General features: G+C 65.1%; 17 protein-coding genes. 10 read left to right on the forward strand and 7 right to left on the reverse strand.

What is annotated here, in order from left to right:
• Position 1: 1 nt before the first annotated feature.
• Positions 2-910, forward strand: a complete 909-nt coding sequence (locus tag JQ507_09950; protein QRI71767.1) for a LysR family transcriptional regulator — start codon at positions 2-4, stop codon at positions 908-910.
• Between the two features lie 84 nt (positions 911-994).
• Here JQ507_09950 and JQ507_09955 read toward each other — a convergent pair whose 3' ends face one another.
• The 3 genes from JQ507_09955 to JQ507_09965 all read right to left on the reverse strand — a co-directional run bounded on the left by JQ507_09955 (position 995) and on the right by JQ507_09965 (position 5,879).
• On the reverse strand, positions 995-2,617 hold the full coding sequence (locus tag JQ507_09955; protein ID QRI71768.1) for an inorganic phosphate transporter: 1,623 nt from the start codon (positions 2,615-2,617) through the stop codon (positions 995-997).
• 584 nt (positions 2,618-3,201) lie between these two features.
• Complete coding sequence (locus tag JQ507_09960; GenBank protein ID QRI71769.1) at positions 3,202-4,644, reverse strand: UdgX family uracil-DNA binding protein; 1,443 nt, start codon at positions 4,642-4,644, stop codon at positions 3,202-3,204.
• A complete protein-coding gene (locus JQ507_09965) occupies positions 4,644-5,879 on the reverse strand; it encodes a putative DNA modification/repair radical SAM protein (protein QRI73273.1) in 1,236 nt (411 codons plus the stop codon). Before JQ507_09965 ends, JQ507_09960 begins: the two co-directional genes overlap by 1 nt.
• Before the next feature lie 168 nt (positions 5,880-6,047).
• On the opposite strand from JQ507_09965, the gene JQ507_09970 reads away from it, so the two are divergent.
• The 5 genes from JQ507_09970 (at position 6,048) to JQ507_09990 (ending at position 13,073) form a co-directional block, all read left to right on the forward strand.
• Positions 6,048-6,842, forward strand: a complete 795-nt coding sequence (locus JQ507_09970; protein ID QRI71770.1) for a DNA repair protein — start codon at positions 6,048-6,050, stop codon at positions 6,840-6,842.
• 187 nt (positions 6,843-7,029) lie between these two features.
• Positions 7,030-8,523, forward strand: coding sequence for a DNA polymerase Y family protein (locus tag JQ507_09975; protein QRI71771.1), 1,494 nt, complete (start codon positions 7,030-7,032; stop codon positions 8,521-8,523).
• Complete coding sequence (locus JQ507_09980; GenBank protein ID QRI71772.1) at positions 8,520-12,104, forward strand: error-prone DNA polymerase; 3,585 nt, start codon at positions 8,520-8,522, stop codon at positions 12,102-12,104. The genes JQ507_09975 and JQ507_09980 overlap by 4 nt, the downstream gene beginning before the upstream one ends.
• A gap of 63 nt (positions 12,105-12,167) precedes the next feature.
• Positions 12,168-12,383 (forward strand): hypothetical protein, encoded by a 216-nt coding sequence (locus JQ507_09985; protein QRI71773.1) that lies wholly within the window; start codon positions 12,168-12,170, stop codon positions 12,381-12,383.
• A gap of 153 nt (positions 12,384-12,536) precedes the next feature.
• Positions 12,537-13,073 carry a heme-binding protein gene (locus JQ507_09990; GenBank protein QRI71774.1) on the forward strand — a complete coding sequence of 179 codons (537 nt, stop codon included), beginning with the start codon at positions 12,537-12,539 and terminating at the stop codon, positions 13,071-13,073.
• Positions 13,074-13,764: 691 nt separating this feature from the next.
• Here the strand turns inward: JQ507_09990 and JQ507_09995 are convergent.
• On the reverse strand, positions 13,765-14,052 hold the full coding sequence (locus tag JQ507_09995; GenBank protein ID QRI71775.1) for a hypothetical protein: 288 nt from the start codon (positions 14,050-14,052) through the stop codon (positions 13,765-13,767).
• Positions 14,053-14,288: 236 nt separating this feature from the next.
• Here JQ507_09995 and JQ507_10000 point away from each other — a divergent pair, with 236 nt between their 5' ends.
• The 3 genes from JQ507_10000 to JQ507_10010 all read left to right on the forward strand — a co-directional run bounded on the left by JQ507_10000 (position 14,289) and on the right by JQ507_10010 (position 20,380).
• The gene (locus JQ507_10000; GenBank protein ID QRI71776.1) at positions 14,289-15,710 is read left to right on the forward strand and encodes a CoA transferase; all 1,422 of its coding nucleotides are present in this window, start codon (positions 14,289-14,291) and stop codon (positions 15,708-15,710) included.
• A 151-nt stretch (positions 15,711-15,861) separates the two neighbouring features.
• Entirely contained in the window at positions 15,862-17,109 is a 1,248-nt protein-coding gene (locus JQ507_10005) for an efflux RND transporter periplasmic adaptor subunit (protein QRI71777.1), read from the forward strand.
• A gap of 136 nt (positions 17,110-17,245) precedes the next feature.
• Positions 17,246-20,380 (forward strand): efflux RND transporter permease subunit, encoded by a 3,135-nt coding sequence (locus JQ507_10010; protein ID QRI71778.1) that lies wholly within the window; start codon positions 17,246-17,248, stop codon positions 20,378-20,380.
• On the opposite strand, the gene JQ507_10015 is transcribed toward JQ507_10010, so the two are convergent.
• Together JQ507_10015 and JQ507_10020 are read right to left on the reverse strand one after the other, a co-directional pair.
• On the reverse strand, positions 20,373-21,290 hold the full coding sequence (locus tag JQ507_10015; protein ID QRI71779.1) for an amidohydrolase family protein: 918 nt from the start codon (positions 21,288-21,290) through the stop codon (positions 20,373-20,375). The genes JQ507_10010 and JQ507_10015 overlap by 8 nt on opposite strands.
• Before the next feature lie 189 nt (positions 21,291-21,479).
• Positions 21,480-22,850, reverse strand: coding sequence for a TolC family outer membrane protein (locus tag JQ507_10020; GenBank protein ID QRI71780.1), 1,371 nt, complete (start codon positions 22,848-22,850; stop codon positions 21,480-21,482).
• Positions 22,851-23,137: 287 nt separating this feature from the next.
• Here JQ507_10020 and JQ507_10025 point away from each other — a divergent pair, with 287 nt between their 5' ends.
• Positions 23,138-25,000: an acetyl-CoA hydrolase gene (locus JQ507_10025; GenBank protein QRI71781.1), complete on the forward strand. Its 1,863-nt coding sequence runs from the start codon at positions 23,138-23,140 to the stop codon at positions 24,998-25,000.
• Here the strand turns inward: JQ507_10025 and JQ507_10030 are convergent.
• A complete protein-coding gene (locus JQ507_10030; GenBank protein ID QRI71782.1) occupies positions 24,997-25,776 on the reverse strand; it encodes an enoyl-CoA hydratase in 780 nt (259 codons plus the stop codon). The genes JQ507_10025 and JQ507_10030 overlap by 4 nt on opposite strands.
• Positions 25,777-25,841 lie beyond the last annotated feature (65 nt).

Raw genomic sequence — 25,841 nt, forward strand, 5'->3', positions numbered from 1 at the left:
CGTGACGGCCAATTCCTCGATCGATCCGATCGACATCGGGATCTTGCGGACGCTCGTGCTGGTCTATGACCTGCAGTCGTTCTCCGCGGCGGCCAAGCGCCTCGACGTCAACCAGTCCACCATCAGCTATGCGATCGAGCGGCTGCGCGGCGCGTTCGGTGATCCGCTGTTCGTCCGCAACGGCAACGGCGTGACGGCCACCGAGCGCTGCGCGGCGCTGGTCGGCTGGGCGCGCGACATGATCGGCGAGATCGACGGGTTGGTCTCAGCGGTCGAATTCGATCCCGCGACGGCGCAGGGCAGCGTGACGATCTCCTGCAATCATCACGAACGCCAGACCCTGATCCCGCAGTTCAGTGCGCGGCTGCGTGCCGGCGCACCAAGAATTCGTCTGGTCCTGCTCGACGCCGCGGGCCATGGCGACGTCCATCTCAAGCAGAACCAGTGCGACATCGTGCTTGGTCCGGTCGGGATCGTCGGTGAAAGCATCTTCAGGCGTCATATCATGACCGATCACTATGTCTGCGTGATGGATCCGGCCAATCCGCTGGCGCGGAGCCGGATCGCGCTGTCGGCCTATGCGAGGGCCGAGCATGTCTTCATCACCCATAGCGGCGAGTGGCAGCCGCTCTACCTCGAGGCGCTGAAGACGAGGAAGATCGAGATCGAGCCGGTGGTCAGTCTTCCCAACCACGACAGTCTGGAGCGCATCATCGCCGGCACAAGGCTGGTTGCGACCATTCCGCATCACCTGGCACGGGCGATGCGCGGCGGGCTGCACGTCGCATCACTGCCGTTCCGCGTGCCGATCTCGATCGACATGTATTGGGGCGCCAGGACGGCGAAATCGGGCCTGCACAAATGGGCGCGCGGCCTGCTCGCCGAGGAAGCGAGGGCGTACGCGGCCTGAGCCGGACGTTCAAATGCAAAAGGCCCGCACCTGACGTGCGGGCCTTTGTCGTCCGGCGCGTCGCCGCGCCGAAGGCAGGGGGCATCAGAACACGTGGTAGAACACGTAGTACAGGCAGCCCGAGAGGATCATCGCGGCCGGCAGGGTCAGCACCCAGGCCATTGCGATGTTGCGGATGGTCGCCCATTGCAGGCCGGAGCCGTTGGCGGCCATGGTGCCCGCGATGCCTGACGACAGCACGTGCGTGGTCGAGACCGGCAGGCCGTAGCCGTCGGCCGCCGCGATCGTCGCGGCCGCCGTGATCTCGGCGCAGGCGCCCTGCGCATAGGTCAAGTGGGTCTTGCCGATCTTCTCGCCGACGGTGACGACGATGCGCTTCCAGCCGACCATGGTGCCGAGGCCGAGCGCGATGGCGACGGCGAACTTCACCCAGCTCGGGATGAACTTGGTCGCGGCATCGAGCGAGCCCTTGTACTCGTTCAGCGTGGCGACGTCGGCGGCGGTCAGTTCGGCCTCCTTGTCCTTCATCAGGAAGCGGATCGCCTCGGAGGCCAGGTACATGTCGTTACGGGTGTTGCCCACCGCGTCAGCCGGGAACTTGGCCAGCGAGCCATATTGGGCAACCTGCTGGCCGATGTCGCGCACCAGCACGGCGAGCGAAGGAAAGGTGCCTTCGTTGATCTGGTGCTGCGCGACATAATTGGTCACGGCCGGGCGCGGATTGCCGATCACGTTGTAGCCGGCGGCCTTGCCTTCGATGACCTTGCTGGCCGCGGTCGAGTGCGCGGCGAACTGCTCGATCTGGCTTGCGGGCAGCGCGCGGTTCAGCGCATAGGCGGTCGGCACGGTGCCGATCAGGATCAGCATGATCAGGCCCATGCCCTTCTGGCCGTCGTTCGAGCCGTGGAAGAAGCTGACCAGCGTGCAGGTCAGGATCAGGATGCCACGGATCCACCACGGCGGCGGCTGGTTGCCGACCGGCTCGCCGAACAACGCCGGCGTCGCGCGCTGCAGCGCGATCTTGAGGATATAGAGCAGGCCGGCCGCGAGCGCGAAGCCGAACAGCGGCGACAGCAGCAGCGCCTTGGCTATGTTGGTCGCCTGTGACCAGTCGACGCCCGAGGTGCCGTCACGGCCGCGCAGCAGCGCGTTGGTGATGCCGACGCCCATGATCGAGCCGATCAGGGTATGCGAGCTCGAGGCCGGCAGACCGAGCCACCAGGTGCCCAGATTCCAGATGATGGCGGCGATCAAGAGCGCGAACACCATCGCAAAGCCGGCGCTCGATCCGACCTGCAGTATCAGCTCGACCGGGAGCAGCGACACGATGCCGAACGCCACGGCGCCGCTCGAGAGCAGCACGCCGAACAGGTTGAACATGCCCGACCACACCACGGCGACATGCGCCGGCAGCGAGCGGGTGTAGATCACGGTTGCGACGGCGTTCGCGGTGTCGTGGAAGCCGTTGACGAATTCGAAGCCGAGCGCGATCAGCAGCGCGACGAACAGCATGATGTACGGCAGGAACGACGTGACGCGCGTGCCGGTGGCATCGACGTCGGCATAGATGCTGTAGGCAACGAACAGCAGCGCGGCCGCGACCACGCCCAAATAGATAATCCCCGTCATGGGGTGGAAGCCTTTGTCGAGGTCCGGACCCTTTTTCAAGGCGGGCTCGATCGAGCCGGGTAACGCCATATCGCTCATGGTAAACTCCTGTCCCAATGCCTCCGATTTTGATCCATGCATATGACAAGCAATTGAAATCAGGTCCGTGAATTGCGCCGGCGATCCGCGGTGGCGGAGATCGAGCCGAATATTTGTGCAACGCATTGAAGGCCCACGCGCCTTCGCGGCCTCGTGGCAACCTTCAGCAACAGAAGGTCAGTGATGACAGCGACGAGGCCCGCATTTGTTCCGCAAGGCAAGACTGTGTGCGGGTGAGGTCACACTGAGCAGGCAACCCGCCGGCGGGCATTTGGCGGCAGGATTCTGTCGACCGGAAATCCGGCGAGACGTCGGCGGTGATGGTCGCGGATGGTGGAAGTGCAGAAAGGAGCGGGGAGCAGGATGGAAGGATGAGGTGGCGCGCCGCACGATCGGGGCTAGCAAACCGCGCAGCGCGCCCGCCTCAGGGTACGTCATGGCGTGAACATGACGCCCGATACCTGCGGAACACGTCACAGTACCACGGATCAATTAAAGGTTGTAGGTATTTGTCCGTGTTGAGGACAATTTCACGTCGAAGTGTGGTTACTCCGGTTCCGCCGGTCCGCCGGTCTTGCGGAACTTCAGGCCGAATTGCGCAACCGATCTGCGGCGATTTTCAGGTCGTCGATAAAGCGCTGATATTCCAGCGCCTTAGCCTTTTCGTCGGGTAGCCGCAACAGGTAGGACGGGTGCACGGTGACGAGCACCTTGGTTCCGTCTTGGTCCATCAGGCGGCCGCGGTTCTTGTTGACGGGTGTGATCTTGCCCAGCACGCATTGCGCTGCGGTGGCGCCGAGCGCCACCACGAGTTCCGGCTTGATGGCGGCGAGCTCGCGCTCGTACCACTGCCGGCAGGCGCGGATCTCCGGTGTGGCCGGCTTCTGGTGCAGCCGGATCTTGCCGCGCGGCACGAATTTGAAGTGCTTCACCGCGTTGGTGATGTAGACCCCGGCGCGATCGATGCCGGCTTCCCGCAGCGCGCGATCGAGCATCTGCCCGGCCGGCCCGACGAAGGGATGGCCTGCGAGATCTTCCTTGTCGCCGGGCTGCTCGCCGACCAGCATCAGCGTGGCGCTTTGCGGTCCCTCGCCGAACACGGTCTGGGTTGCGTCCTTCCACAGCGGGCAGGCGCGGCAACCGACGGCCTCGTCGCGCAGCGCAGCGATCGTGTCGTGGACTGGCGCATCCTGGACTTGCTTGCGGGCCATCGGCTCATCCGGCCGCTTCTGCGGCTTATGCGGTTCGGTCGGCTGGTTCGCGATCATCGCGCCGGTGGTGCGTTCCGCGCTCGCGATCAATGGCTTAATCAGCGAGGCCTCCGGCAGGTTCCTCCAGTATTTCTGCGGCATCTCGGTTTGCATCGCTTTCACCTTCAGCCGCGCCGGATTGAAGATCGCCGCGTAATAGCTTCGCCAGGTTTCCTCCAGCCGGTCCTGGCTGGGCGCCTCGGATTTGGCGACGCCCGGCGTGATCGAGATCGCGTGACCGTCCCAATGCGCGCAGACATCGGGCGTCAGGATTGACCAAGGCATGTCGGCAAAGCGTTTGGCGAAGAATGGCGCAGCAAGCTCGACGATATGATGCTCCGGTTCGAACCAGGCGACGAAATGCGTATTCACGCGCCCGACCTCGCGGAAGCGGACGAAGGCATGCATCTTATGTTCATCGCGATGCACCGCGCGTGCCATCGCGCTGATCTCCGAGACATCGCGATCGGTGGCGACGTCGAGCAGGTCGTGATCGCCGCGAATCCGCCAGAGCAGGCGATAGAGCAGGGCGAAGCGTTCGGAGTTGCGATGCAGGATCGCAGCCTTCGCCAGCTCGACGAATTTGACCGGCACGTTGAAGGTGCCTTCGGTCGTATCGGGCAAGTGGTCAGCTTCCGTCGCCGCAAACAATTCCGGCTCGGCATTGCGCGCGATCCACGTCACGTCCTGCGGCTTCACCCCGTTCAATGCCAGCTGCCGTGCGGCTTGCCGCCAGCCGTCGAAGTTGGTTTCGCTGTCGAGGGTGACGGTGTGCATCAAAACCCAAACCCGAGTTGCGTCGCCTTCGGCTTGAATCGCTCGACCAGTCCGGCCGTATCCAGCAAGCGTGCCGACGGGCGATGGTCACTGAGAACGATGAACGGCAGTGCCTTGTTCCTGGGGATGTGCAGCCGTGCCAGATCGGCCACGCGGATCGAGGTGATGCGCCGCGTCGCGATGATGCGGTCGACTGCCTTGCGGCCGAAGCCGGGCACGCGCAGCAATTCCTCGCGGCTGGCGCTGGCGACGTCGAGTGGAAAGCGCTGGCGGTTGCGCAGCGCCCAGGCGAGCTTCGGATCGATGTCGAGCGGCAGCATGCCGTTTTCGTGTCCATCGGCGATCTCGCCGACATCGAACCCGTAGAACCGCATCAGCCAGTCGGCCTGGTAGAGCCTGTGCTCGCGCACCAGCGGCGGCGCGATCAGCGGCAGGGCGCGGCTGGCATCGGGAATCGGGCTGAACGCCGAGTAGTAGACGCGCTTGAGCCTGTAGGCACCATAGAGATTAGCGCTTGTTGTGAGGATGGTCTGGTCGCTTGCGCCATCCGCACCGACGATCATCTGCGTGCTCTGGCCGGCCGGCGCGAAGCGCGGCGGCCTTGTTTTCGTCGCGGGCTTTTCCGCGGCTTCGTCGAGCTTCAGCCGTAGTCGTCCCATGGTGCGGCGGATCGCGCGGACGTTCTTCTCCGGCGCAAGCTTGGCGAGGCTGGTCTCCTCCGGCACCTCGATGTTGATGGAGAGGCGATCGGCATATTTGCCGGCCTCAGCGATCAGCGTGTCGTCGGCTTCGGGAATGGTCTTCAGATGAATGTAGCCGCGGAAGTGGTGCTCCTCGCGCAGTTTTCGCGCGACGCTCACCACCTGTTCCATCGTGTAGTCGGCGCTGCGGATGATGCCGGACGAGAGGAAGAGTCCCTCGATATAGTTGCGCCGGTAGAAGTCGAGCGTCAGCTTCACCACCTCGTCGATGGTGAAGCGGGCGCGCGGCACGTTGGAGGAGGCGCGGTTGACGCAATACAGGCAGTCGTAGTTGCAGGCGTTGGTGAGCAGCACCTTCAATAGCGAAATGCAGCGTCCGTCCGGAGCGTAGGAATGGCAGATGCCCATGCCGGGCGCGGTCGAGCCGAGGCCCCTGCCGTCGCTGGAATCCCGCTGCTCGGTGCCCGAGGAGGCGCAGGAGGCGTCGTATTTCGCGGCATCCGCCAGGATCTCCAGCTTGCGTTGCACGTCCATCATGAATCCCTTTGATTCCACTGATGAATCAGAAAAATCCGTAATCCGATTGACTCATCAGGCCCTGTTAGCTTTATATTAGAACATATCATGAACAAATGAGCCAGTCCCTGGTTCTCTGTTCAGACCAGTGACGGCCTCAAATTTTGGTTGAGAAGGAGCGGCGCAATGAACAGCGCACGCACGGGTACGCTTGCGTCTCTGCGCGGCAGCATCGCGCGCATCGAGGCGCCATCGGATGCGGCGATGCCGAACCGCATCGCGCTCGGCCACGCCGGCGCGGACGCGATGCTGCGCGGCGGGCTCGCGCCGGCCGCATTGCACGAGGTGTTCGCGGCCGGCCATCAAGCGGGCGCTGCGACCGGCTTCATCGCGGGGCTCGCCGGACGCGTGTCGACGCGCAAGCCGCTGGTCTGGGTGCGGCAGGATTTTTCCGATCGCGAAAACGGCGCGCTGTCGGTGCGCGGGCTCGCCGAGCTCGGCCTCGATCCGCGTCTCCTGGTCACGGTGCGCGCCGCCGATGTCGACGGTGCTCTGCGCACCGCGGCCGACGCGCTGGCCTGCGACGCGCTCGGCGCTGTTGTGCTCGAGGTCTGGGGCGAAGCGCGCCAGCTCGACCTCGTCGCCAGCCGCAAATTGACCCTCGCCGCGCAAGCCTCCGGCGTTACCGCGCTGATGCTGCGGATCGCGGCAACTCCGATTCCCTCGACCGCAGAGACGCGCTGGATCGTGCGTGCGGCGCATTCGCCGCCCGGCAATGCCTCAAGCGCCTGGGGCGCGCCGCGCTTCGACGCCGAGCTCGTGCGCAACCGTCATGGCCCGGTCGGGCGATGGATCATGGAATGGAAATGTGATGAGTGCCAATTCAGTGAACCGTCGGCGTATCCTCAGCCTGTGGCTGCCACGCCTGCCCATCGACCGCATCAAGCGCAAGCTCGCGCAGGACATCGCCTCGCAAGCTGAGACGCGAGAGGTGGATGAACCACCTGCCAGTGAGGTAAGCACATCGGCTGGGCTCTCTCCCCCCTTGCGGGGGAGAGTTGGAGAGAGGGGTAGCCACGAGCACCGCCCGAGCGGCTCACCCCTCTCCCTAGCCCTCCCCCGCAAGGGGGGAGGGAACCCGTCCGCTGATGCGTCCCTTACGAATGCCATGAGCAACGATCTCCCCAGCGTTGTGGTCGCAAAAGATCACAACGCGATCCTGCTGCATGCCGTCGACGAGGCCGCAATGCGGGCCGGGCTGTCGATCGGACTGCCGCTGGCCAATGCGCGCGCGATCTGCCCGGAGCTCACGGTCTACGACGCCGATCCCGCAGCCGATCTGAAGATGCTGAACGACATCGCCGACTGGTGCGACCGCTTCACGCCGTTGGTCGCGCTCGATCCGCCCTATGGCCTGTTCCTCGACATCACCGGCTGCGCGCACTTGTTCGGCGGCGAGCGCGCGCTGCTGCAGATCGTGACCCATGCGCTGAGCCGGCGCGGCTTTGCCGTCAGCGCAGCGATTGCCGGCACCTCGATCGCGGCGCGCACGTTGACGCGCCACATCTCGGGCAAGATCGTCGCCAGCGGCGAGGAAGCGCAAGCGGTCGGCCCGCTGCCGGTGTCGGCGCTCGGCGCCGATCCCGCTGTCACCACCGGCCTGCGCCGCGCCGGGTTGAAGACCATCGGCGATGTCGCCGCGCGTGCGCCGCACGAGATTTCGGCGCGGTTCGGTTCGGCCTTCACCACCTTGCTCGGCCACGCGCTCGGGCAGGGCGATGCCCCGATCAGCCCGCGCAAGCCGCTGCCGGATTACATCGTCGAGAAGCGTTTCCCCGAGCCCGTCGCCACCGACACCGTGATCGCGCTGACGCTCTCAAGCCTTGCCGATATGCTGGTTGCGGCGATGGACAAACAGGGCAAGGGCGCGCGGCAACTGGAGGCGAGCTTCTTCCGCACCGACGGCAAGGTCGCGGCGATCATGGTCGAGACCGGGCGTCCGGTGACGCGGCCCGAGATGATCGATCGCCTGTTCCGCGAACGGCTCGATGCGCTGAGCGATCCGCTCGATCCCGGCTTCGGCTTCGATCTCATTCGCCTCGCCGCAGGGCGTACCGAAATCGTGGTGCAGCAGCAGCGCGACCTCGACGCCACCGTGCATGACAATGACGAGATCTCGGCGCTGATCGACCGCATCGCCGCCCGCATCGGCGGCAAGCGCGTCGTCGTGCATCTGCCGCTCGAAAGCCATATCCCCGAGCGCGCGGCGCTCGCGCTGCCTGCGCAGCATCATCTGGCGGCCGCCAGCGCCGCCGCCTGGCCGGAGCGCGTCGCGGGCGAGCCGCCGCTGCGGCCCTTGCGGCTGTTCGAGCGACCCGAGCCGATCAAGGTCCCGTTCGCGAGCGTGCCTGACGGTCCGCCGCATCAATTCACCTGGCGGCGCGCCTTGCACGCGGTGGTGCGGGTCGAGGGCCCCGAGCGCATCGCGATGGAATGGTGGAAGCAGGACGGTGCGGCGCTTACCCGCGACTATTTCCGCGTCGAGGACGCCGAGGGCCAGCGCTTCTGGATCTTTCGTGACGGTCTCTATGAGAGTGAGCTGCGCGACGAGGAGGGCAGGCCCGTTCCGGCCAACTGGTATGTGCACGGGCTTTTCGCATGACAACACCTGTATCCGCCTATGCCGAGATCGGCATCACCAGCAATTTCTCCTTCCTGCGCGGCGGTTCCGATCCGCGCGCCTATGTGCATCAGGCGAGCGAACTCGGAATCCCCGTGATCGGGATCGCCGATCACAACACGCTGGCCGGCGTGGTGCGCGCCTGGAAGGAACTCGACAGCGAGAAGGTCGCCCATCCGCCAAAATTTCTGGTCGGTGCCCGCATCATCTTCATCGACGGCACGCCCGACATCCTGGTCTATCCGCGCGACCGCGCCGCCTATGGCCGGCTGTGCCAGCTCTTGACCCGCGGCAAGCGCGGCGGCGGCATCGAGCGGATCGAGAAAGGGGACTGCCGGCTCACGTTGCCCGATCTCATCGATTTCGCCGAGGGCCAACTCTTGGTGCTGGCGCTGCCGCATCGTTTCGAGGCGGATGACGCGCTCGACGTGCTCCGGCAATTGAAAGCGAGCGCGGCCGATGGCGTCTGGCTCGCCGCAAGCCTGCTCTATCGCGGTGACGACAGGCGCCGCCTCGCGCGGCTGCATGCTCTCGCCACCGATGCCGGCGTGCCGCTGCTCGCCACCAACGAAGTGCTCTATCACCATCCCGCACGCCGCCCGTTGCAGGACGTGCTGACCTGCATCCGCGAGAAGACCACGATCGAGGCCATCGGCCGCCGGCTCGAGGCCAATGCCGAGCGGCATCTCAAGCCGGCGCATGAAATGATCCGGCTGTTCCGCGACTGGCCTGCCGCGATCGCGGAGACCATGCGTTTCGCCGATCGCATCTCGTTCTCGCTCGACCAGCTCAAATACCAGTATCCCGACGAGCCGGTGCCGCCGGGCAAGACCGCGCAGCAGCATCTGGAAGATCTGACCTGGGCCGGCGTCGACAAATATTTCGGCGGCAAGATCGACGACAAGCTCCGCGCCACCCTGAACAAGGAGCTCGCGCTGATCGCCGAGCTGAAATACGCGCACTACTTCCTCACCGTGCACGACATCGTGCGCTATGCGCGCAGCCAGAACATCCTGTGCCAGGGCCGCGGCTCGGCGGCGAACTCTGCCGTCTGCTACGTGCTCGGCGTCACCTCGGTCGATCCGACCAAGGTCGATCTGCTGTTCGAGCGCTTCATCTCCAAGGAGCGGTTGGAGCCGCCCGACATCGACGTCGATTTCGAGCATTCGCGGCGCGAGGAGGTGATGCAATATGTCTATCGCCGCTACGGCCGCCACCGCGCCGCCATCATCGCCACCATCATCCATTATCGCCCGCGCAGCGCGATCCGCGACGTCGGCAAGGCGCTCGGGCTGACCGAGGACGTCACCGCGGCGCTGGCGGACACCGTGTGGGGCAGCTGGGGCAAGGGCCTCAACGACATGCAGGTGCGGCAGGCAGGGCTCGACCCAAAGAATGCGATGATCAACCTCGCGGTCGAGCTCGCCACCGAGCTGATCGAGTTTCCGCGCCATCTCTCGCAGCATGTCGGCGGCTATGTGCTGACCCAGGACCGGCTCGACACCTATGTGCCGATCGGCAACGCCGCGATGGACGACCGCACCTTCATCGAATGGGACAAGGACGACGTCGACGCGCTGCACATGATGAAGGTGGATGTGCTGGCGCTGGGCATGCTGACCTGCATCCGCAAATGTTTTGACCTGATCGATGACCACAAGGGCAAGCGCTGGGAGCTCGCTTCGGTCCCGCAGGACGACGAGAACGTCTACGACATGCTGTGCCGTGGCGAATCGCTCGGCGTGTTCCAGGTCGAGAGCCGGGCGCAGATGAACATGTTGCCGCGCCTGAAGCCGCGCACCTTCTACGATCTCGTCATCGAGGTCGCGATCGTGCGCCCCGGACCGATCCAGGGCGACATGGTGCATCCTTATCTCAGGCGGCGGAACGGCCAGGAGAAGGTGAGCTATCCAGCACCCGCGCCTGACCAGGGCGACAAGAACGAGCTCTACAACGTGCTGCACAAGACGCTCGGCGTGCCGCTGTTCCAGGAACAGGCGATGCGGATCGCGATCGAGGCGGCGCATTTCACCTCGGAGGAAGCCAACGGCCTGCGCCGTTCGATGGCGACCTTCCGCAACGTCGGCACCATCGGCAGCTATGAGGAGAAGCTGGTCGGCAACATGGTGGCGCGCGGCTACGATCCGGATTTCGCCCGCAGCTGCTTCGACCAGATCAAGGGGTTTGGCTCCTACGGCTTCCCGGAAAGCCACGCCGCGAGCTTTGCGCAGCTCGTCTACATCTCCTCGTGGCTGAAGCATTATCATCCCGACGCGTTCTGCTGCGGGTTGCTGAACTCGCAGCCGATGGGCTTCTATGCCCCGGCGCAGATCGTCGGCGATGCCCGCAAGAACGGCGTGACGGTGCGCGAGGTCGATGTGTCCTTCAGCTTCGCGCAGAACACGCTGGAGGAGAAGGTCGGCGAGCACTGCGCGGTGCGGCTCGGCTTTCGCCAGATCGACGGCTTCCACTGGCTGGATGAGGATGAGGAGAGGCTGAAAGCTCTCCAATCGTCATTCTCCGATGCGCAATTGCGCATCGTGGGTACGCGAAGCATGGGTGTGCCTGAGTCAGGGACGCACGAACGGATGGGCTCTCTCCCCCCTTGCGGGGGAGAGTTGGAGAGAGGGGTAAGCCACGACCACCGCCCGTGCGACTTACCCCTCTCCCTAACCCTCCCCCGCAAGGGGGGAGGGAACCCGCCCACCTCCCGCGCGGCCTTGGACCAGATGCGCGTATCGACGGAGCAAGACTGGGCCGACCGCATCGTCGCCGCGCGCAACCGCCGGCCCTTCACCTCGCTGGAGGATTTCGCCCGCGACACCGCACTCCCCAAGCGCGCGCTGATCCTGCTCGCCGACGCCGATGCGTTCCGCTCGCTCGGGCTCGACCGCCGCGAGGCGCTGTGGGCGGTGCGGCGGCTGCCCGACGACGTGCCGCTGCCGCTGTTCGAGGCCGCCACCGCGCGCGAGCAGCCGGATGAGGGCGCAAAACCGCTGCCGGAGATGCCGCGTCCCGAGCAGGTGGTTGCCGATTATCAGACCATCCGCCTGTCGCTGAAAGGCCATCCGATGGAATTCCTGCGCGAGATGTTCACCAAGGAGCGCGTCGTCGCCTGCCACACCATCAACCGCAGCAACGACCGCCGCCGCGTTCGTTGCGCCGGCGTGGTGCTGGTGCGGCAGCGGCCGGGCAGCGCCAAGGGCGTCGTGTTCATGACGCTGGAGGACGAGACCGGCATCGCCAACATCGTGGTGTGGCCGAAGGTGATGGAGCAGTACCGCAAGGAGGTGATGGGCGCGCGCCTGATCCTGGTCGAGGGCTATATCCAGAGCAGCCCGGAGGGCGTGACGCATCTGGTGGCGCAGCGCATGACCGATCGCTCCCACGATCTGATCGGCCTTGCCAACGATTCCGCGGTCAGCAAGCATCCAGTGCCGGCAGGCCCTGCGCTGATCGAACCGCTCAATGACGACCGCCGCGATCACGGCGACAACTCGTCGCAAAGGATCCGCCACCCGCGCAACGTCCGCATCCTGCCGCCGTCGCGGGACTTTCATTGAAGTTGACACAGATCAAGGCCATCGCGGAGCTCGCGTAAGACAAGGCACGAGAAGGAGACCGGGATGTCCGCAACCGAGATCGCGAAGCTTCATTTTTCAGCGGCGCTTGCCGAAGCCCAGACCGCAGGGCTCGATCACGACAGCGTCTGCCGTTCGCTGCTCGGCCTCGTTGTCTCGAAATACCTTGAAAACAGGAGCGTCGCCGACGTCCAGTCGGAGCTTCGCTTCGTCGCCGACAATTGCGATCCTGATACGGACTTCGCGTTCATGCGCCCGTAGCGCAAGCGGCGAGGGGCGTGAGCCATTATCGCAGCAATAGTGTGCGCCGCAACCAGCAGATGCCGCCTTGTGCGCCATGAACCAGTTGCTATCGTCCCGGCCGCCCGGGCGATCGATCCGGGGCCTGCAACGACAACCATTCGGGAGCATTCCATGCATTATCTCACTGCGCTCATCGGCGCGGCATGCATCGCGTTCGTCACGGCCACCGGCGGATTTGCCCAGGTGCCCTCCAATCCCGACAATCCCAACGACGTCGTCCCCGATACCCTGGCGCCGCCGCCCTATGGCGAGCCGATCAATCTCGAAACCGCCAAGAAGGTTGCGGCTGCGGCGATCGCCGAGACCCAGAAGCGCAACTGGAACGCGTTCTGCATCGCGATCGTCAATCCGTCCGGCGAGCTCGTCTATTTCGAGAAGCAGGACAACTGCCAATACGCCTCGATCGGCGTTTCGCAACACAAGGCGCGCACCACGACGCGCTATCGCCGGCCGACGCTGACGTTCGAAAACCTGATCGGCAAGGGCGCCTACTTCACCTATCTCACGACGCTCGACGACGTGATCGCCTCGCGCGGCGGCAACCTCCTGATCGTCGACGGCAAGATCGTCGGCGCCATCGGCGTCAGCGGCGGTACCGGCTCGCAGGACAATGTGATCTCGCTCGCCGGCCAGGCCGCGTTGAAGTGAGATGACGGCGTGAAACGTCTGCCGGATGCTCGGTTCGGCAGACGCTTTCATTTGTTCGGCTTTTCAGAATTTAACTTGACGCCGGACCCAACTCAGATGTTTAATGCTACCGTCTCACCCGGCACGAGGGCGCTTCGCGGTCGTCACGAACGCGGGTCGAGATGCGGTGGACGCCGATTGCGCAACTGACGAGTGTGCATGAGGCGGACGGCGAAGTCGTGTGGTCCTGACGCCCTAACGGCAGGTGTCTCGTCGCAGGACGCGAAGGCGTTTTGCGAAGGCGGTGACAAGCAAGCCCAGTCTCGCCGGGGAGAGCACGAAGTAAGCCGTAACCCATCGCGCAGGGAAAGCCGGGTTGTTTCCGGTTACACCTGTGGTCCTACCCCCGAGCTTTCTACCCATTGCTCGGGGCCCATGGGTGCGATCGGCACCCGGCTTTCCCTGCGCCCTCTGCTCAAGAGAGGGCGGAACGAACAGCAAGGCTCGGGCAAAACATGTCGCGAGAACGTAGATGTCTGCCTCACCAGCTGCGCCACATGTTTGGTGTCGTCCCTGCGAACGCAGCGACCCATAACCACAATGCTGATTGTCGTGCGACGCTGGGGCCGCAACCCTCTTCAACAACACAACCCTGTGGTTATGGGTCCCGGCCTGCGCCGGGACGACGGTTGAGTGCGAGGCTGCAGGGCGGCTACTCCACCGCAGCACCCACCGGCGGTCCGCCGGGCGGGCGGTGCAGGAAGGTGATCGATGCATAGGCGCCGACCCACGAGCCCGCTGCGGCGAAGGCGACATACACCCAGTTTTCGGTGTAACTGATCACCGCATAGGAGGAGAGCAGATACCAGATGCTGCTCCAGGTCGCCGCCGGCACGCGCTTGCGCGCCACCACCGCCGACGTAAACATGACATAGACCGCGTCGGTGGCCGCGGTCGCGATGAAAACTGCGCCGGCAGTGATGGGGTCAATGGCAGCCATTGCAACTCCTGTTCGGGGCGGTCGGAAGGCATGATCCGGAAACCTGTGAAACGGCTTTCCGAAAAGATCATGCTTAAACCAGGCGTGATCCGGAAAAATGTAAGCTGTTCTCCCCCGCGCAAACGCGGAACGCGTTTGCGCGGGGGGCATACTCAAATCAGGTATGACGATTGAGACCGGGCACCGTCTGTTTGTCATCATGCACGGGCATGGGTTAATCGCAAAGAGGAATGCGCATGCAGGACATCCGTGAAATCCTTGCCGATATCTGGACCGGCGCCGGTGGCGCAGCGTCCGCGCTCGATACGGTCAGCCTGACCGGCAGCGAGCCGCAATTGCCGTCGTCGTTTCGTGTCGCTGCCGCAGCGCAGGCGTCGATCGCAGCAAGCGGTCTTGCCGCGGCCGAGATCTGGAAAGCCCGCAGCGGCGAGAGCCAGGACGTCGCGGTCGATATCCGCCATGCCGTCGTCGAATGCCGCAGCGAGCGCTACCTGCGGGTCGACGACAAGCCGCCGCCTCCGGCCTGGGACAAGATCGCCGGCGTCTACCGCGTTCGCGACGGCCGCTTCGTCCGCCTTCACACCAATTTTCCGCATCACCGCGACGCCGTCTGCAGGGTGCTGGGCTGCGACGCCGAGCGTGACGTGGTCCAGGCCGCGCTGCTGCAATGGGATGGCGAGGCGTTCGAGACCGCGGCCTACGCCGCCGGCGGCGTCGTTGCCTTGATGCGCTCGCATGACGAATGGTCCGCGACGCCGCATGCCCAGGCGCTTGCAAAGCTGCCGCTGATCTCGATCGAGAAGATCGGCGAGGCCGCGCCAAAGCCGTGGCCTGCGGGAAAGCGGCCGCTGGCCGGCATCCGCGTGCTCGATCTGTCGCGCGTGATCGCGGGTCCGGTCGCCGGCCGTACGCTCGCGGCGCATGGCGCCGACGTGCTGCTGATCTCGGGTCCCGATCTGCCGGCGATTCCGTGGCTGACCATCGACACCGGCCGCGGCAAGCTGACGAGCTTCCTCGAGTTGCGCAGCGAGCAGGGGCGGGACGTGATGCGCGGTCTCGTGGCGCAGGCCGATATTCTCTCGCAGGGCTATCGTCCCCAGGCGATCGCGCGGCTCGGCTTCTCGGCGGAGGAAGCGGCGCGCATCAATCCCGGGATCGTCTACGTGACGCTCTCGGCCTATGGCCATGCCGGTCCGTGGGCGGAGCGGCGCGGTTTCGATTCGCTGGTGCAGACCACGACCGGGTTCAATCATGCCGAGGGGCAGGCCGCTGGTGTCGACGGCCCGAAGGAATTGCCGGCCCAGATGCTCGACCATGCCACCGGATATTTCATGGCGTTCGGCGCCATGATGGCCAAGGCCCGCCAGGCGCGCGAAGGCGGCAGCTGGCACGTCCGGGTTTCGCTGGCACAAACCGGGCGTTGGCTGTGGAACCTCGGTCGCCTTGAAGGGGGCCTTGCGACCGAGGACCTCAAGGCCGATGCAGTGCTGCCCTTCATCGAGCAGCTGCCGTCCGGCTTTGGCATGCTGAGTTCGGTCCGCCACGCGGCGGTGCTGTCGCGGACGACGGCCCATTGGTACCGTCCGGCCATGCCGCTCGGCAGTCATCCGCCGGAGTTTCCGGCTCAAGAGTCTTCTGCTCCGGAGTTTCCCGGGTGAGACATTCAGTCGCTGTTCACGCTACCCGAACTTTAACCACAGGCGTCATCGAAGTGCGATTTATAGGTTGTTTAGAGCGCCAATTCGGCACTATTAGCGCACCGCTGGGGCTGCCCCGCCGGACCTTGCAACGATCGACCTCGCGGACCGCATGCTGAGAGACATTCCCAAAAAAGTGCAGAGCCTCAGCCGCCCACGCCTGCTCGTGGCCGCTGCGGTGCTGATGGCGGCCTGCGCGGGCGCCTATGGCTACACGCGTTTCGGAACGGAAAAGCAGAGGCCTTCTGAGGTCTCCAGCCAGTCCCGCAAGGGCGGCACGCGCTATACGCCGTCGGCGGCCGAGTGGGCCAGCCTGACCTTCCAGACCGTCACCGAGCACACGTTCCGTTCCGAACTGGTGACCGAGGGCAAGATCGGGATCGATGAGGATCGCTCCACCCCGGTCTACTCGCCCTATACCGGACGCGTCACCCGCCTTTTGGTGCGGCCGGGCGATGCCGTGGTGAAGGGGCAGCCGCTGTACGTGATCGAAGCGGCCGACACCGTGCAGGCGCAGAACGACTATGTCGCTGCGATGACGGGCCTCAACAAGGCGCAGTCGGCGCTCGACCTGGCCCAGATCCAGGAGAAGCGCGCCAAGGATTTGTCCGAGGGCAAGGCGATCCCGCTGAAGGATTATCAGCAGGCGCAGGCGGCGCTGGTGCAGGCGCAGAACGATGCGCGCTCGGCGCAGACGTTGCTGGAAGCCGCGCAGAACAAGCTGCACATCCTCGGCTTCGGCGATGACGACATCACGACGCTGCAACAGAAGGGGCGCCTCAATCCGGAAACGACGGTGTTCGCGCCGATCGGCGGCACCGTGGTTCAGCGCAAGGCCGGCCCCGGCCAGTATGTCTCGACCGGTGCCAGCGACCCGGTCTACGTGATCGGCGACCTCTCGACGGTCTGGCTGATCGCCTTCGTCCGCGAATCCGACGCCGACAACGTCGCGGTCGGGCAGGACCTCAGCTTCAGCGTGATGGCGCTGCCGGGCAAGGTGCTGAACGCCCGCGTCAACTATGTCGCCGCCGCGATCGACGCGACCTCGCGCCGGCTCCTGGCCCGCGCCACCATCGACAATACCGACAAGCGGCTGAAGCCTGAGATGTTCGCCAATGTGACGCTGTATTCGAAGGGCGACCATCCGGCGGTCGGCGTGCCGAAACAGGCGCTGATCTACGAAGGCGATCAGGTTCGGGTCTGGGTCGCGCGCGCCGAGGACAAGACCATCGAACTGCGCCAGATCAAGCCCGGTCTCATCAATGGCGACCTCGTCGAGGTGGCCGGCAATCTCAAGCCGGGCGAGCAGATCGTGACGAAGGGAAGCCTCTTCATCGACCGCGCCGCGTCCGGCACCTAGGCATGATCCGGAAAAGTGCTTAGCGGTTTTCCGAAAAGACCATGCTCAAACGGTGAGAGCAGGACGACGTTTCGAAGCAAAAGTCGTCCTGTTCTTGCAATCAAGAAATCCCTTCCAGTTGAAAGTGACGATCTGAATGGATCGCCTCGTCGCCCTTGCCGTCAATCGCCGCTACTTGATGGTGGCCATGTTCATCGCCGTCTTCATCGGCGGCCTGTTCGCGTTCCAGCATCTCAATATCGAGGCCTATCCCGATCCGACCCCGCCGATGGTCGACATCGTGACCCAGAGCCCGGGCCTCTCCGCCGAGGAGATCGAGCGCTACATCACGATCCCGATCGAGACCCAGGTCGCCGGCATCAAGAACCTCAAGACCATCCGCACCATCTCGCTGTACGGCCTGTCCGACGTCAAGCTGCAGTTCTCCTTCGACTACACCTATGACGAGGCGCAGCAGCAGGTGCTCAATCGCCTGTCGCAGCTCGCGCCGCTGCCCGGCAACGTGCAGCCCGGCATCTCGCCGCTCAGCCCGATCGGTGAAATCTTCCGCTACCGGCTGAAGGGGCCGCCGAACTACAGCGTGCTCGACCTCAAGACATTGCAGGACTGGGTCCTGCAGCGCCGCTTCCGCGCGGTGCCCGGTGTGATCGACGTCACCGGCTGGGGCGGCAAGACCAAGACCTATGAGATCCAGGTCGACTTCAACAAACTGGTCGCCAACGGCCTGACGCTGCCGCAGGTGCTGCAGGCGGTCTCCAACGCCAACATCAATGTCGGCGGCAACACCGTGAACATCGGCACGCAGTCTGCCGTGGTGCGCGGCGTCGGCCTGATCCGCTCGATCGACGACCTTGCCAACACCATGATCTCGCAGTCCGGCGGCAACCCGGTGCTGGTTCGCGACATCGCTCATGTCACGATCGGCGAGAAGCCGCGGCTCGGTATCGCCGGCATCGACAGTGACGACGACATCGTACAGGGCATCGTGCTGATGCGCCGCGGCGAGCAGAGCTCGCCGACCATTGCGCGCGTCGAGCAGCTGGTCAACCAGATCAACAATTCCTCGATCCTGCCGCCTGGCGTGAAGATCGAGCGCATCTACGACCGCAAGGACCTGATCGAGCTCACCACCCACACCGTGCTGCACAACATGGTGGTCGGCATTCTCCTGATCGTGCTGTTGCAGTGGATATTCCTCGGCGACCTCCGCAGCGCGCTGATCGTCGGCGCGACCATACCGTTTGCGCTGTTCTTCGCCGTGATCATCCTGGTGCTGCGCGGCGAATCCGCCAATCTGCTGTCGGTCGGCGCGATCGATTTCGGCTTGATCGTCGATGCCACCGTGATCATGGTGGAAGCGATCTTCCGCCGGCTGTCGCAGACCACGGCGCTGTCCGACGCCGAGCAGGCGCACATCTCCGACGATACGGTCATGGGGATGAAGAGCCACGCGATCCTGTCGGCTTCCGCCGACGTGTCACGGTCGATCTTCTTTGCCGCCGCGATCATCATCGCCGCGTTTCTGCCGCTGTTCACGCTGAGCGGCGTCGAAGGCAACATCTTCGGCCCGATGGCGCGTACCTATGCCTACGCGCTGGCCGGCGGTCTGCTGGCAACGTTCACCGTAACCCCGGCGCTGAGCGCCATCATCCTGCCGGCGCATATCCACGAGACCGAGACCTGGATCGTCAAGAAGCTCGATGCGATCTACCTGCCGGTGCTGAACTGGGCGATTGCCAACCGCAAGATCGTGATGACCGGTGCGGCCGCCCTCGTGGTCACGACCATCGTCTTCGCCCGCTTCCTGGGTCTCGAATTCCTGCCCAAGCTGGAAGAGGGCAATCTGTGGATCCGCGCCACGCTGCCGCCGACGATCTCGCTGCAGGAAGGCAACGCCTACGTCAACGAGATGCGGAAACTGATCCGCAGCCGTCCCGAGGTGGTGTCGGTGGTGTCGCAGCATGGCCGTCCCGACGACGGCACCGACGCGGCCGGCCTGTTCAACGCTGAATTCTTCGCGCCGCTGAAGCCTGCCGGCGACTGGCCCGACACCCATGACAAGGATGTGCTGACCGCGCAATTGCTGGCGCAGCTGCAGGAGAAATTTCCGGGCGTCGAGTTCAATTTCTCGCAATATCTGCAGGACAACGTCTCGGAGGCGGTGTCCGGCGTGAAGGGCGAGAACTCGATCAAGCTCTACGGCAACGATCTGCAGGCGCTGACCGACACCGCCAACAAGATCAAGTCCGTGCTGGCGACCGTGCAGGGCGTCACCGACCTTGCGGTATTCACCTCGCTCGGCCAGCCGACGATCCAGATCGACGTCGATCGCGTGCGTGCCGCGCGCTATGGCCTCGCGCCGGGTGACATCAACGCCACCATCAAGGTCGCGGTCGGCGGCGATGCCGCCGGTGACCTCTATGAGTCCGGCAGCGACCGGCACTTCCCGATCATCGTCCGGCTCGCGCCGGAATATCGCAAGAGCGCGGAGGCGATCCAGAATTTGCGGATCGGGGTGGCGAACGCCAATGGCGGCATCACGCAGATCCCGCTCAGCGAAGTGGCCTCGATCAACCTGATCTCCGGCGCGGCCTATATCTACCGCGAGCAGCAGGAGCGTTATCTGCCGATCAAGTTCTCGGTACGCGAGCGCGATCTCGGCAGTGCGATCCGCGAGGCGCAGCAGAAGGTCGAGCAGCAGGTCCAGTTGCCGCCGGGGTCCCGCGTCGAGTGGGTCGGTGAGTTCGGCAATCTGCAGGATGCGATCAAGCGGCTGTCGATCGTGGTGCCGATCAGCCTCGCGCTGATCGCCGTGCTGCTGTTCTTCAATTTCGGCTCGATGGTCGACACCATGCTCGCGATGAGCGTGATTCCGATGGCGATCTTCGGCGGCGTGCTCGGGCTGCTGATCTCGGGCATCCCGTTCAGCGTCTCGGCGGCGATCGGCTTCATCGCGCTGTTCGGCATCGCCGTGATGGACGGCATCATCATCCTGTCGCAGTTCAACCAGCTGATCGACGAGGGCTATGATCGGATGCGCGCGGTGATCCGAACCGGCGAGTTGCAGCTTCGCCCCGTCCTGATGACCTGCGTGGTCGCGGGCGTCGGCCTGCTGCCGGCGGCGGTGTCGGAGGGCATCGGCTCGCAGGTGCAGAAGCCGCTCGCCATCGTCGTCGTCACCGGCATGATGGTGGCGCCGCTGGTGATCCTGATCACGCTGCCGGTGCTGATCTCCTACTTCTCGCGCCGGCCGAAGGACAACGTCAGGTGAAGCCGTAGAGTCGCGCCGGATTGTCAACCAAAATGGTCTTGCGCACCTTGGCATCAGGCGCCCAGACCGGAAGCTGGTTGAGGAGGCGGCCGTCATCGATCTGATACAGCGGCGTCACGTCGGTGACCTTCCTGCCCGCCGGCGTCACCGAATCCGGGTGCGGCCAGTCGGTGCCCCAGATGATGCGTTCCGCGTTGGCCGCGATCAGCGCCTGGGCCAGCGGCGCGGCGTCGGCATAGTCGGGCGCGAGCCTGGAGGCGCGGTAGGCACCGGAAATCTTGACGTAGGCCTTGCCCGATTTTACCAGCGCCAGGAGGTCGTCAAATCCCGGCTGACCGGTGCCGAGCGCGGCCTCGGCGCCGCCGAAATGGTCGAACACCACGGGCACCGGCGCAGCCGCGACCAGGTCCTTGATCGCGGTGATCATCGCGAGGCTGGTGAACAGCTGGACATGCCAGCCGCGCGCCTTCATCCGTTCGATCGCGGCCGAGAAGCGCTGCCGCCCGAGATTGGGATCGTTGACGCCGCCGGTGGCGAGGTTGAGGCGGATGCCGCGGAAGCCGGCCTTCTGCATGGTATCGAGATCGCTCTCGCTGGTCTTGTCGTCGATCACGGCGACGCCGCGCGCCGTCGGGCCGCGCGCCGTCATGCCGAACAGGGTCGAGGAGTTGTCCGGGCCGTAGACGCTCGGGGTTACGATCACCACGCGCTCGACATGCAGCGCCTTGTGCAGCGCGCTCATCTCCTCCGGCGAGGCCGGTTCCGGGGTATAGACGCGGCCGGCGAAGAACGGGAATTTCTCGGGATCGCCGTGGATGTGGGTGTGGCAGTCGCACGCACCGGCAGGCACGTCGAAGTTCACCGGGGTCGATGGTTGCGCTGCCTTGGAAGATGCTTGGCTGCCGGTCATGGTCACTCACGCTGCGATGGAAGCCAGCATCATATCGCGTCGCGTCAGCATTGGACGTCTCCCTGCGTGCTCGGCTGTTATGCGCGCACGACGTGCGCCGGCATTATCGGTTGCCTGCGGGAGCGGAGGTTATCGGCGGAGAGAGCGGGTGGAAAGGGCCGGTCCGCGCTGCGACCGCTGCCGCAAGGCCTATTGTCCCGACGGCGTCCGCAGGCCGTGCCAGGCATCGCGCACCTGATGGTAGTGCACCTCGGGCAGGTAGTCGGGTGTCTTGAGATTGAGCGTCTTGACGTCGAGGCGGCCGATCGCGCTGAGCAGCGTGTAGGAGGCGATCACGCGGTCGCGCTGCGCGCCGATCAGCCGGGCTCGCGCCGTGATCAAATCCTGCTGAGCATTGAGCACGTCGACCGTGGTACGCTGGCCGCCGGCGGCTTCCTTCTGCACGCCGGCCAGCGCGACTTCGGCGGCCTTCACCTCGGACTCGGAGGCCGACACCGCGACCTTGGCGCCTTCGTTGGCGACCCACGCACTGACCACGGCGGTCTTGGCCTGATTGCGGACCTGATCGAGCACGAGGCGGCTCTGCGTTGCCACTTCCTTGGCCTGCCGGGTCTGCGAGGCTGCGGTGCCGCCGTCATAGATCGGTTGCGTGATCTGGCCGATCACCGAGGCCTGATCGGTCCCGAACGTGCTGAGCGAGGTGTCGGAGTCGCGGTTCTTGCTGACGCTGCCCTGCACGGTGACGTTCGGCATCAGGCTGCTCTCGGCGACGCGGATCGAGGTCGAGGCGACGTCGACGTCGAAACCTGCGGCGGTCACGGCGGGATGCTCGCGCAGCGCCAGCCCGATCGCATCCTCGCGGCTGCGCGGCAGCAGCCGGTCGGTGGTATCGGCGGGCCGCAATTGCGACGGCGGGTTGCCGACCACCTGCGCATAGGTGGCCTGGCTGACCGCGAAGTTGACCTCGGCGGCGTTGAGATCGGCAAGGCCGCGGTTGAGGCGCGCCTCGGCCTGGGCGGTATCGGTCGGCGTGACGTCGCCGGCATTGAGGCGACGCAGCGTGATCGCGTGGGTCTCCTTCAGGAAGGCGACGTTGGCGCGCTGCGCCTCGACCAGCGTCTGGTTGGCGAGCACGTTGGTATAAGCGGTGACGGCATCGAGCAGCACGCCCTGGCCGACATTGCGCAGCGCCTCGCGGCCGGACTGCACCTGCAACTCGGCGACGCGGACGCTGTTGGCGGTCTTGAAGCCGTTGAACAGGGTCTGGGTGACGGTCAGGCCGATCTGCCAGGGCTTCAGCGTCGCGGTCTGCAGGACATTGCCGGGCAATTGGTCGCGGACAGCCTGGAGGCCTGCCGAAAGGCTTGCGGCAACCTGCGGGCGATAGCCTGCCAGTGCCTGCGGCACGTTCTCATCGGTCGCACGCTGGCGCGCCCGCTCGGCATTGAGCTGCGGATTGGTCTGATACGCCTTGACCAGCGCTTCCGGCAGGCTCTCGGCGCGGGCAGCGGTATCAGCCAGCAGCGCGCATGCCAATGCGCCAAGGCCGATGCCCGACAAGAATACGCGCCTCGCTACGTCGCCAATATCAGCGGTACGCTCAACCATGTGATCCCGCAAACCAAAACCCCGGCAGCCGGCCTTCGCCGGCGCCCACACATCTACCTGTTTAGGGGGCAGTGCCGCCACACGCAAACCGCCGCACGACATCTGCACATCATTTCGATTCTTGTCTGTTGCCGGCTCGTCACAGGCGAACGCAACTGTCATATGAAGTATAAGTTTGAACCGCACGCCGCCGATTGAGCGGCGCCGGTTATCCACCGTCTCCACCGGGTCCATTGCTGATGCCCATCTTGTTCTCCGACCCCGAGGCGATCGCGGAGCACATCATTCGTGATGTCGGAACCGAACTGGTGGTCGGGCTGCCGCTCGGCCTCGGCAAGGCCAACCACATCGTCAATGCGCTGTATGCGCGGGCGGTCGCCGACCGTTCCGTCAACCTGACGCTGTTCTCGGCGCTGACGCTGGAAAAGCCGAAGCCGAACAGCCTGCTCGAACGGCGCTTCATCGGTCCGGTGATCGATCGCCTGTTCGGCGGTTATCCGGAGCTCGCTTATGCCGATGCTTTACATCGCGGTGTGCTGCCGCCCAACGTCAAGGTGATCGAGTTCTTCTTCCTCGCCGGGCAATGGCTGTATCAGCCCTTCGCGCAGCAGAACTACATTTCCGCGAACTATACCCACGCGGCATCGTACCTGCTGTCGCGCGGGCTGAATGTCGTTCCACAGCTGGTCGCCAAGCGCGTCGTCGACGGCGTGCCGCGCTACAGTTTGAGCTGCAACACCGATACGACGCTCGATGTGCTGCGCGCCCGCGCGCAGGGCCGGGCGTCATTCAAGCTGTTCGGCCAGGTCAATTCGGAACTGCCGTTCATGCCGGGACCCGGCGATCTGCCGGCGGATGAATTCGCCGCCGTGCTCGACAGTCCCGACACCGATTTCCCGCTGTTCGCGCCGCCGTCCGAGCCGATCAGCGACACCAAATATGCGATCGGATTGTATGCCGCCGGTCTGGTCCGCGACGGCGGCACGCTGCAGATCGGGATCGGGCAGGTCGGTGATGCGCTGGCGCAGGGGCTCGTGATCCGCCACCGCGACAACGTTCAATTCCACAGCGTCATGCAGCGTCTTGCGCCCGGTACCGCACAGCTCGCAGCTGCCGAGACCGGGCCATTCGAGAAGGGCCTCTATGGCGTCAGCGAGATGCTGTTCGAGGCGTTCCTCGGATTGATCGACTCCGGCATCCTGAAGCGCGACGTCGATGGTGTGATCCTGCACGGCGCATTCTTCCTGGGCCCGCAATCCTTCTATCGCGCGCTGCGCGAGATGACACCCGAGCAACTGGCGCGCATTCAGATGATGCCGGTGTCCTTCACCAACGAGATCTTCGGCGACGAGGCGGGCAAGCGCCGCGCCCGCGTCGATGCCCGATTCGTCAACAACGCGATGATGGCGACGCTGCTGGGCGCTGCGATCTCCGACGGGCTCGACAACGGCCAGGTCGTAAGCGGCGTCGGCGGCCAGTACAATTTCGTGGCGCAGGCATTCGCGCTCGAGGGCGCGCGCTCGGTGCTGGCGCTGGAGGCAACCCGTCAGTCCGGCAGGCAAACGCAGTCCAACATTCGCTGGTCTTATGGCCACGAGACCATTCCGCGCCACCTGCGCGATATCTTCGTCACCGAATATGGCGTCGCCGACGTCAGAGGGAAATCCGATGCCGACGTGATCGCCGCGATGCTGCGGGTGTCGGATTCCCGGTTCCAAGGCGAGTTGATGCGGCAGGCCAAGGATGCCGGCAAGTTGCCGCGCAGCCACGAGATCGCGGCCGCTCACCGCGAGAATTATCCCGAACGCATCAGCGCTGCGCTGAAGCCCGCGCGCGACGCCGGGCTGCTGCCGTCATTCCCGTTCGGCAGCGATTTCACCGACGTCGAGCAGCGGCTGATCCCGGCGCTGCAGATCCTGCAGCGGGCGCAGCGAACGCCGCTGCAACTCGCCGGCCTGCTGTGGCAGGGGATGCGGCATCCGCCCGATGCCGCCGACCGCGAATGCCTGGCGCGGCTCGGCCTCGACAAGCCGACGCACGTCGCCGAGCGCGCCTATCGCGCGCTCGTCACCGCGGCATTGCAGAGGAGCCGAAGGAGTTAGCGATTCTTGTTGACCGGCTTGCGCTTCTCGATGAAGGCCGCCATGCCCTCGGAGCGATCCTCGAGCGCGAAGGTCGAGTGGAACAGGTTGCGCTCGACATTCATGCCTTCCGACAGCGGCGTCTCGAAGGCGCGGTTGACGGCTTCCTTGGCCATCGCTGCGGCCGGACGCGACATCGAGGCGATCTTCTCGGCCGCGGCGAGCGCCTCTTCCATCAGCTTGTCGGCCGGTATGATCCGCGACACCAGGCCCGAGCGCTCGGCTTCCGCTGCGTCCATCATCCGTCCGGTGAGGCAGAGGTCCATCGCCTTCGACTTGCCGATCGCACGGGTCAGGCGCTGCGTGCCGCCGATGCCGGGAATGGTGCCGAGGGTGATTTCCGGCTGGCCGAACTTGGCATTGTCGGCGGCGAGGATGATGTCGCACATCATCGCGAGCTCACAGCCGCCGCCGAGCGCGTAACCCGCGACCGCTGCAATGGTCGGCTTGCGGCAACGCGCGACGCGGTCGCCGCCGATCGCGGTGAAGTCGCTGTTGAACATGTCGATGAAGCCCTTCGGCTGCATCTCCTTGATGTCGGCGCCGGCCGCGAAGGCCTTCTCGCTGCCGGTGATCAGGATGCAGCCGATCTTGTCGTCGGCCTCGAGATCGTCGACCGCCGCGGCGATCTCGCGGAACACGCCGAACGAGAGCGCATTCAGCATTTTCGGCCGGTTCAGCGTGATGACGCCGACCGGTCCCTTGCTTTCGACGATGATGAATTCGAACGTAGCCATGACGCAAACCCCGTGCCTGATTTGGCGGGCAATGTGCCCGCTGGCGGGATGCGCTTCAAGTGGCT

This window comes from Bradyrhizobium sp. PSBB068 (assembly GCA_016839165.1).
GTDB lineage: Bacteria > Pseudomonadota > Alphaproteobacteria > Rhizobiales > Xanthobacteraceae > Bradyrhizobium.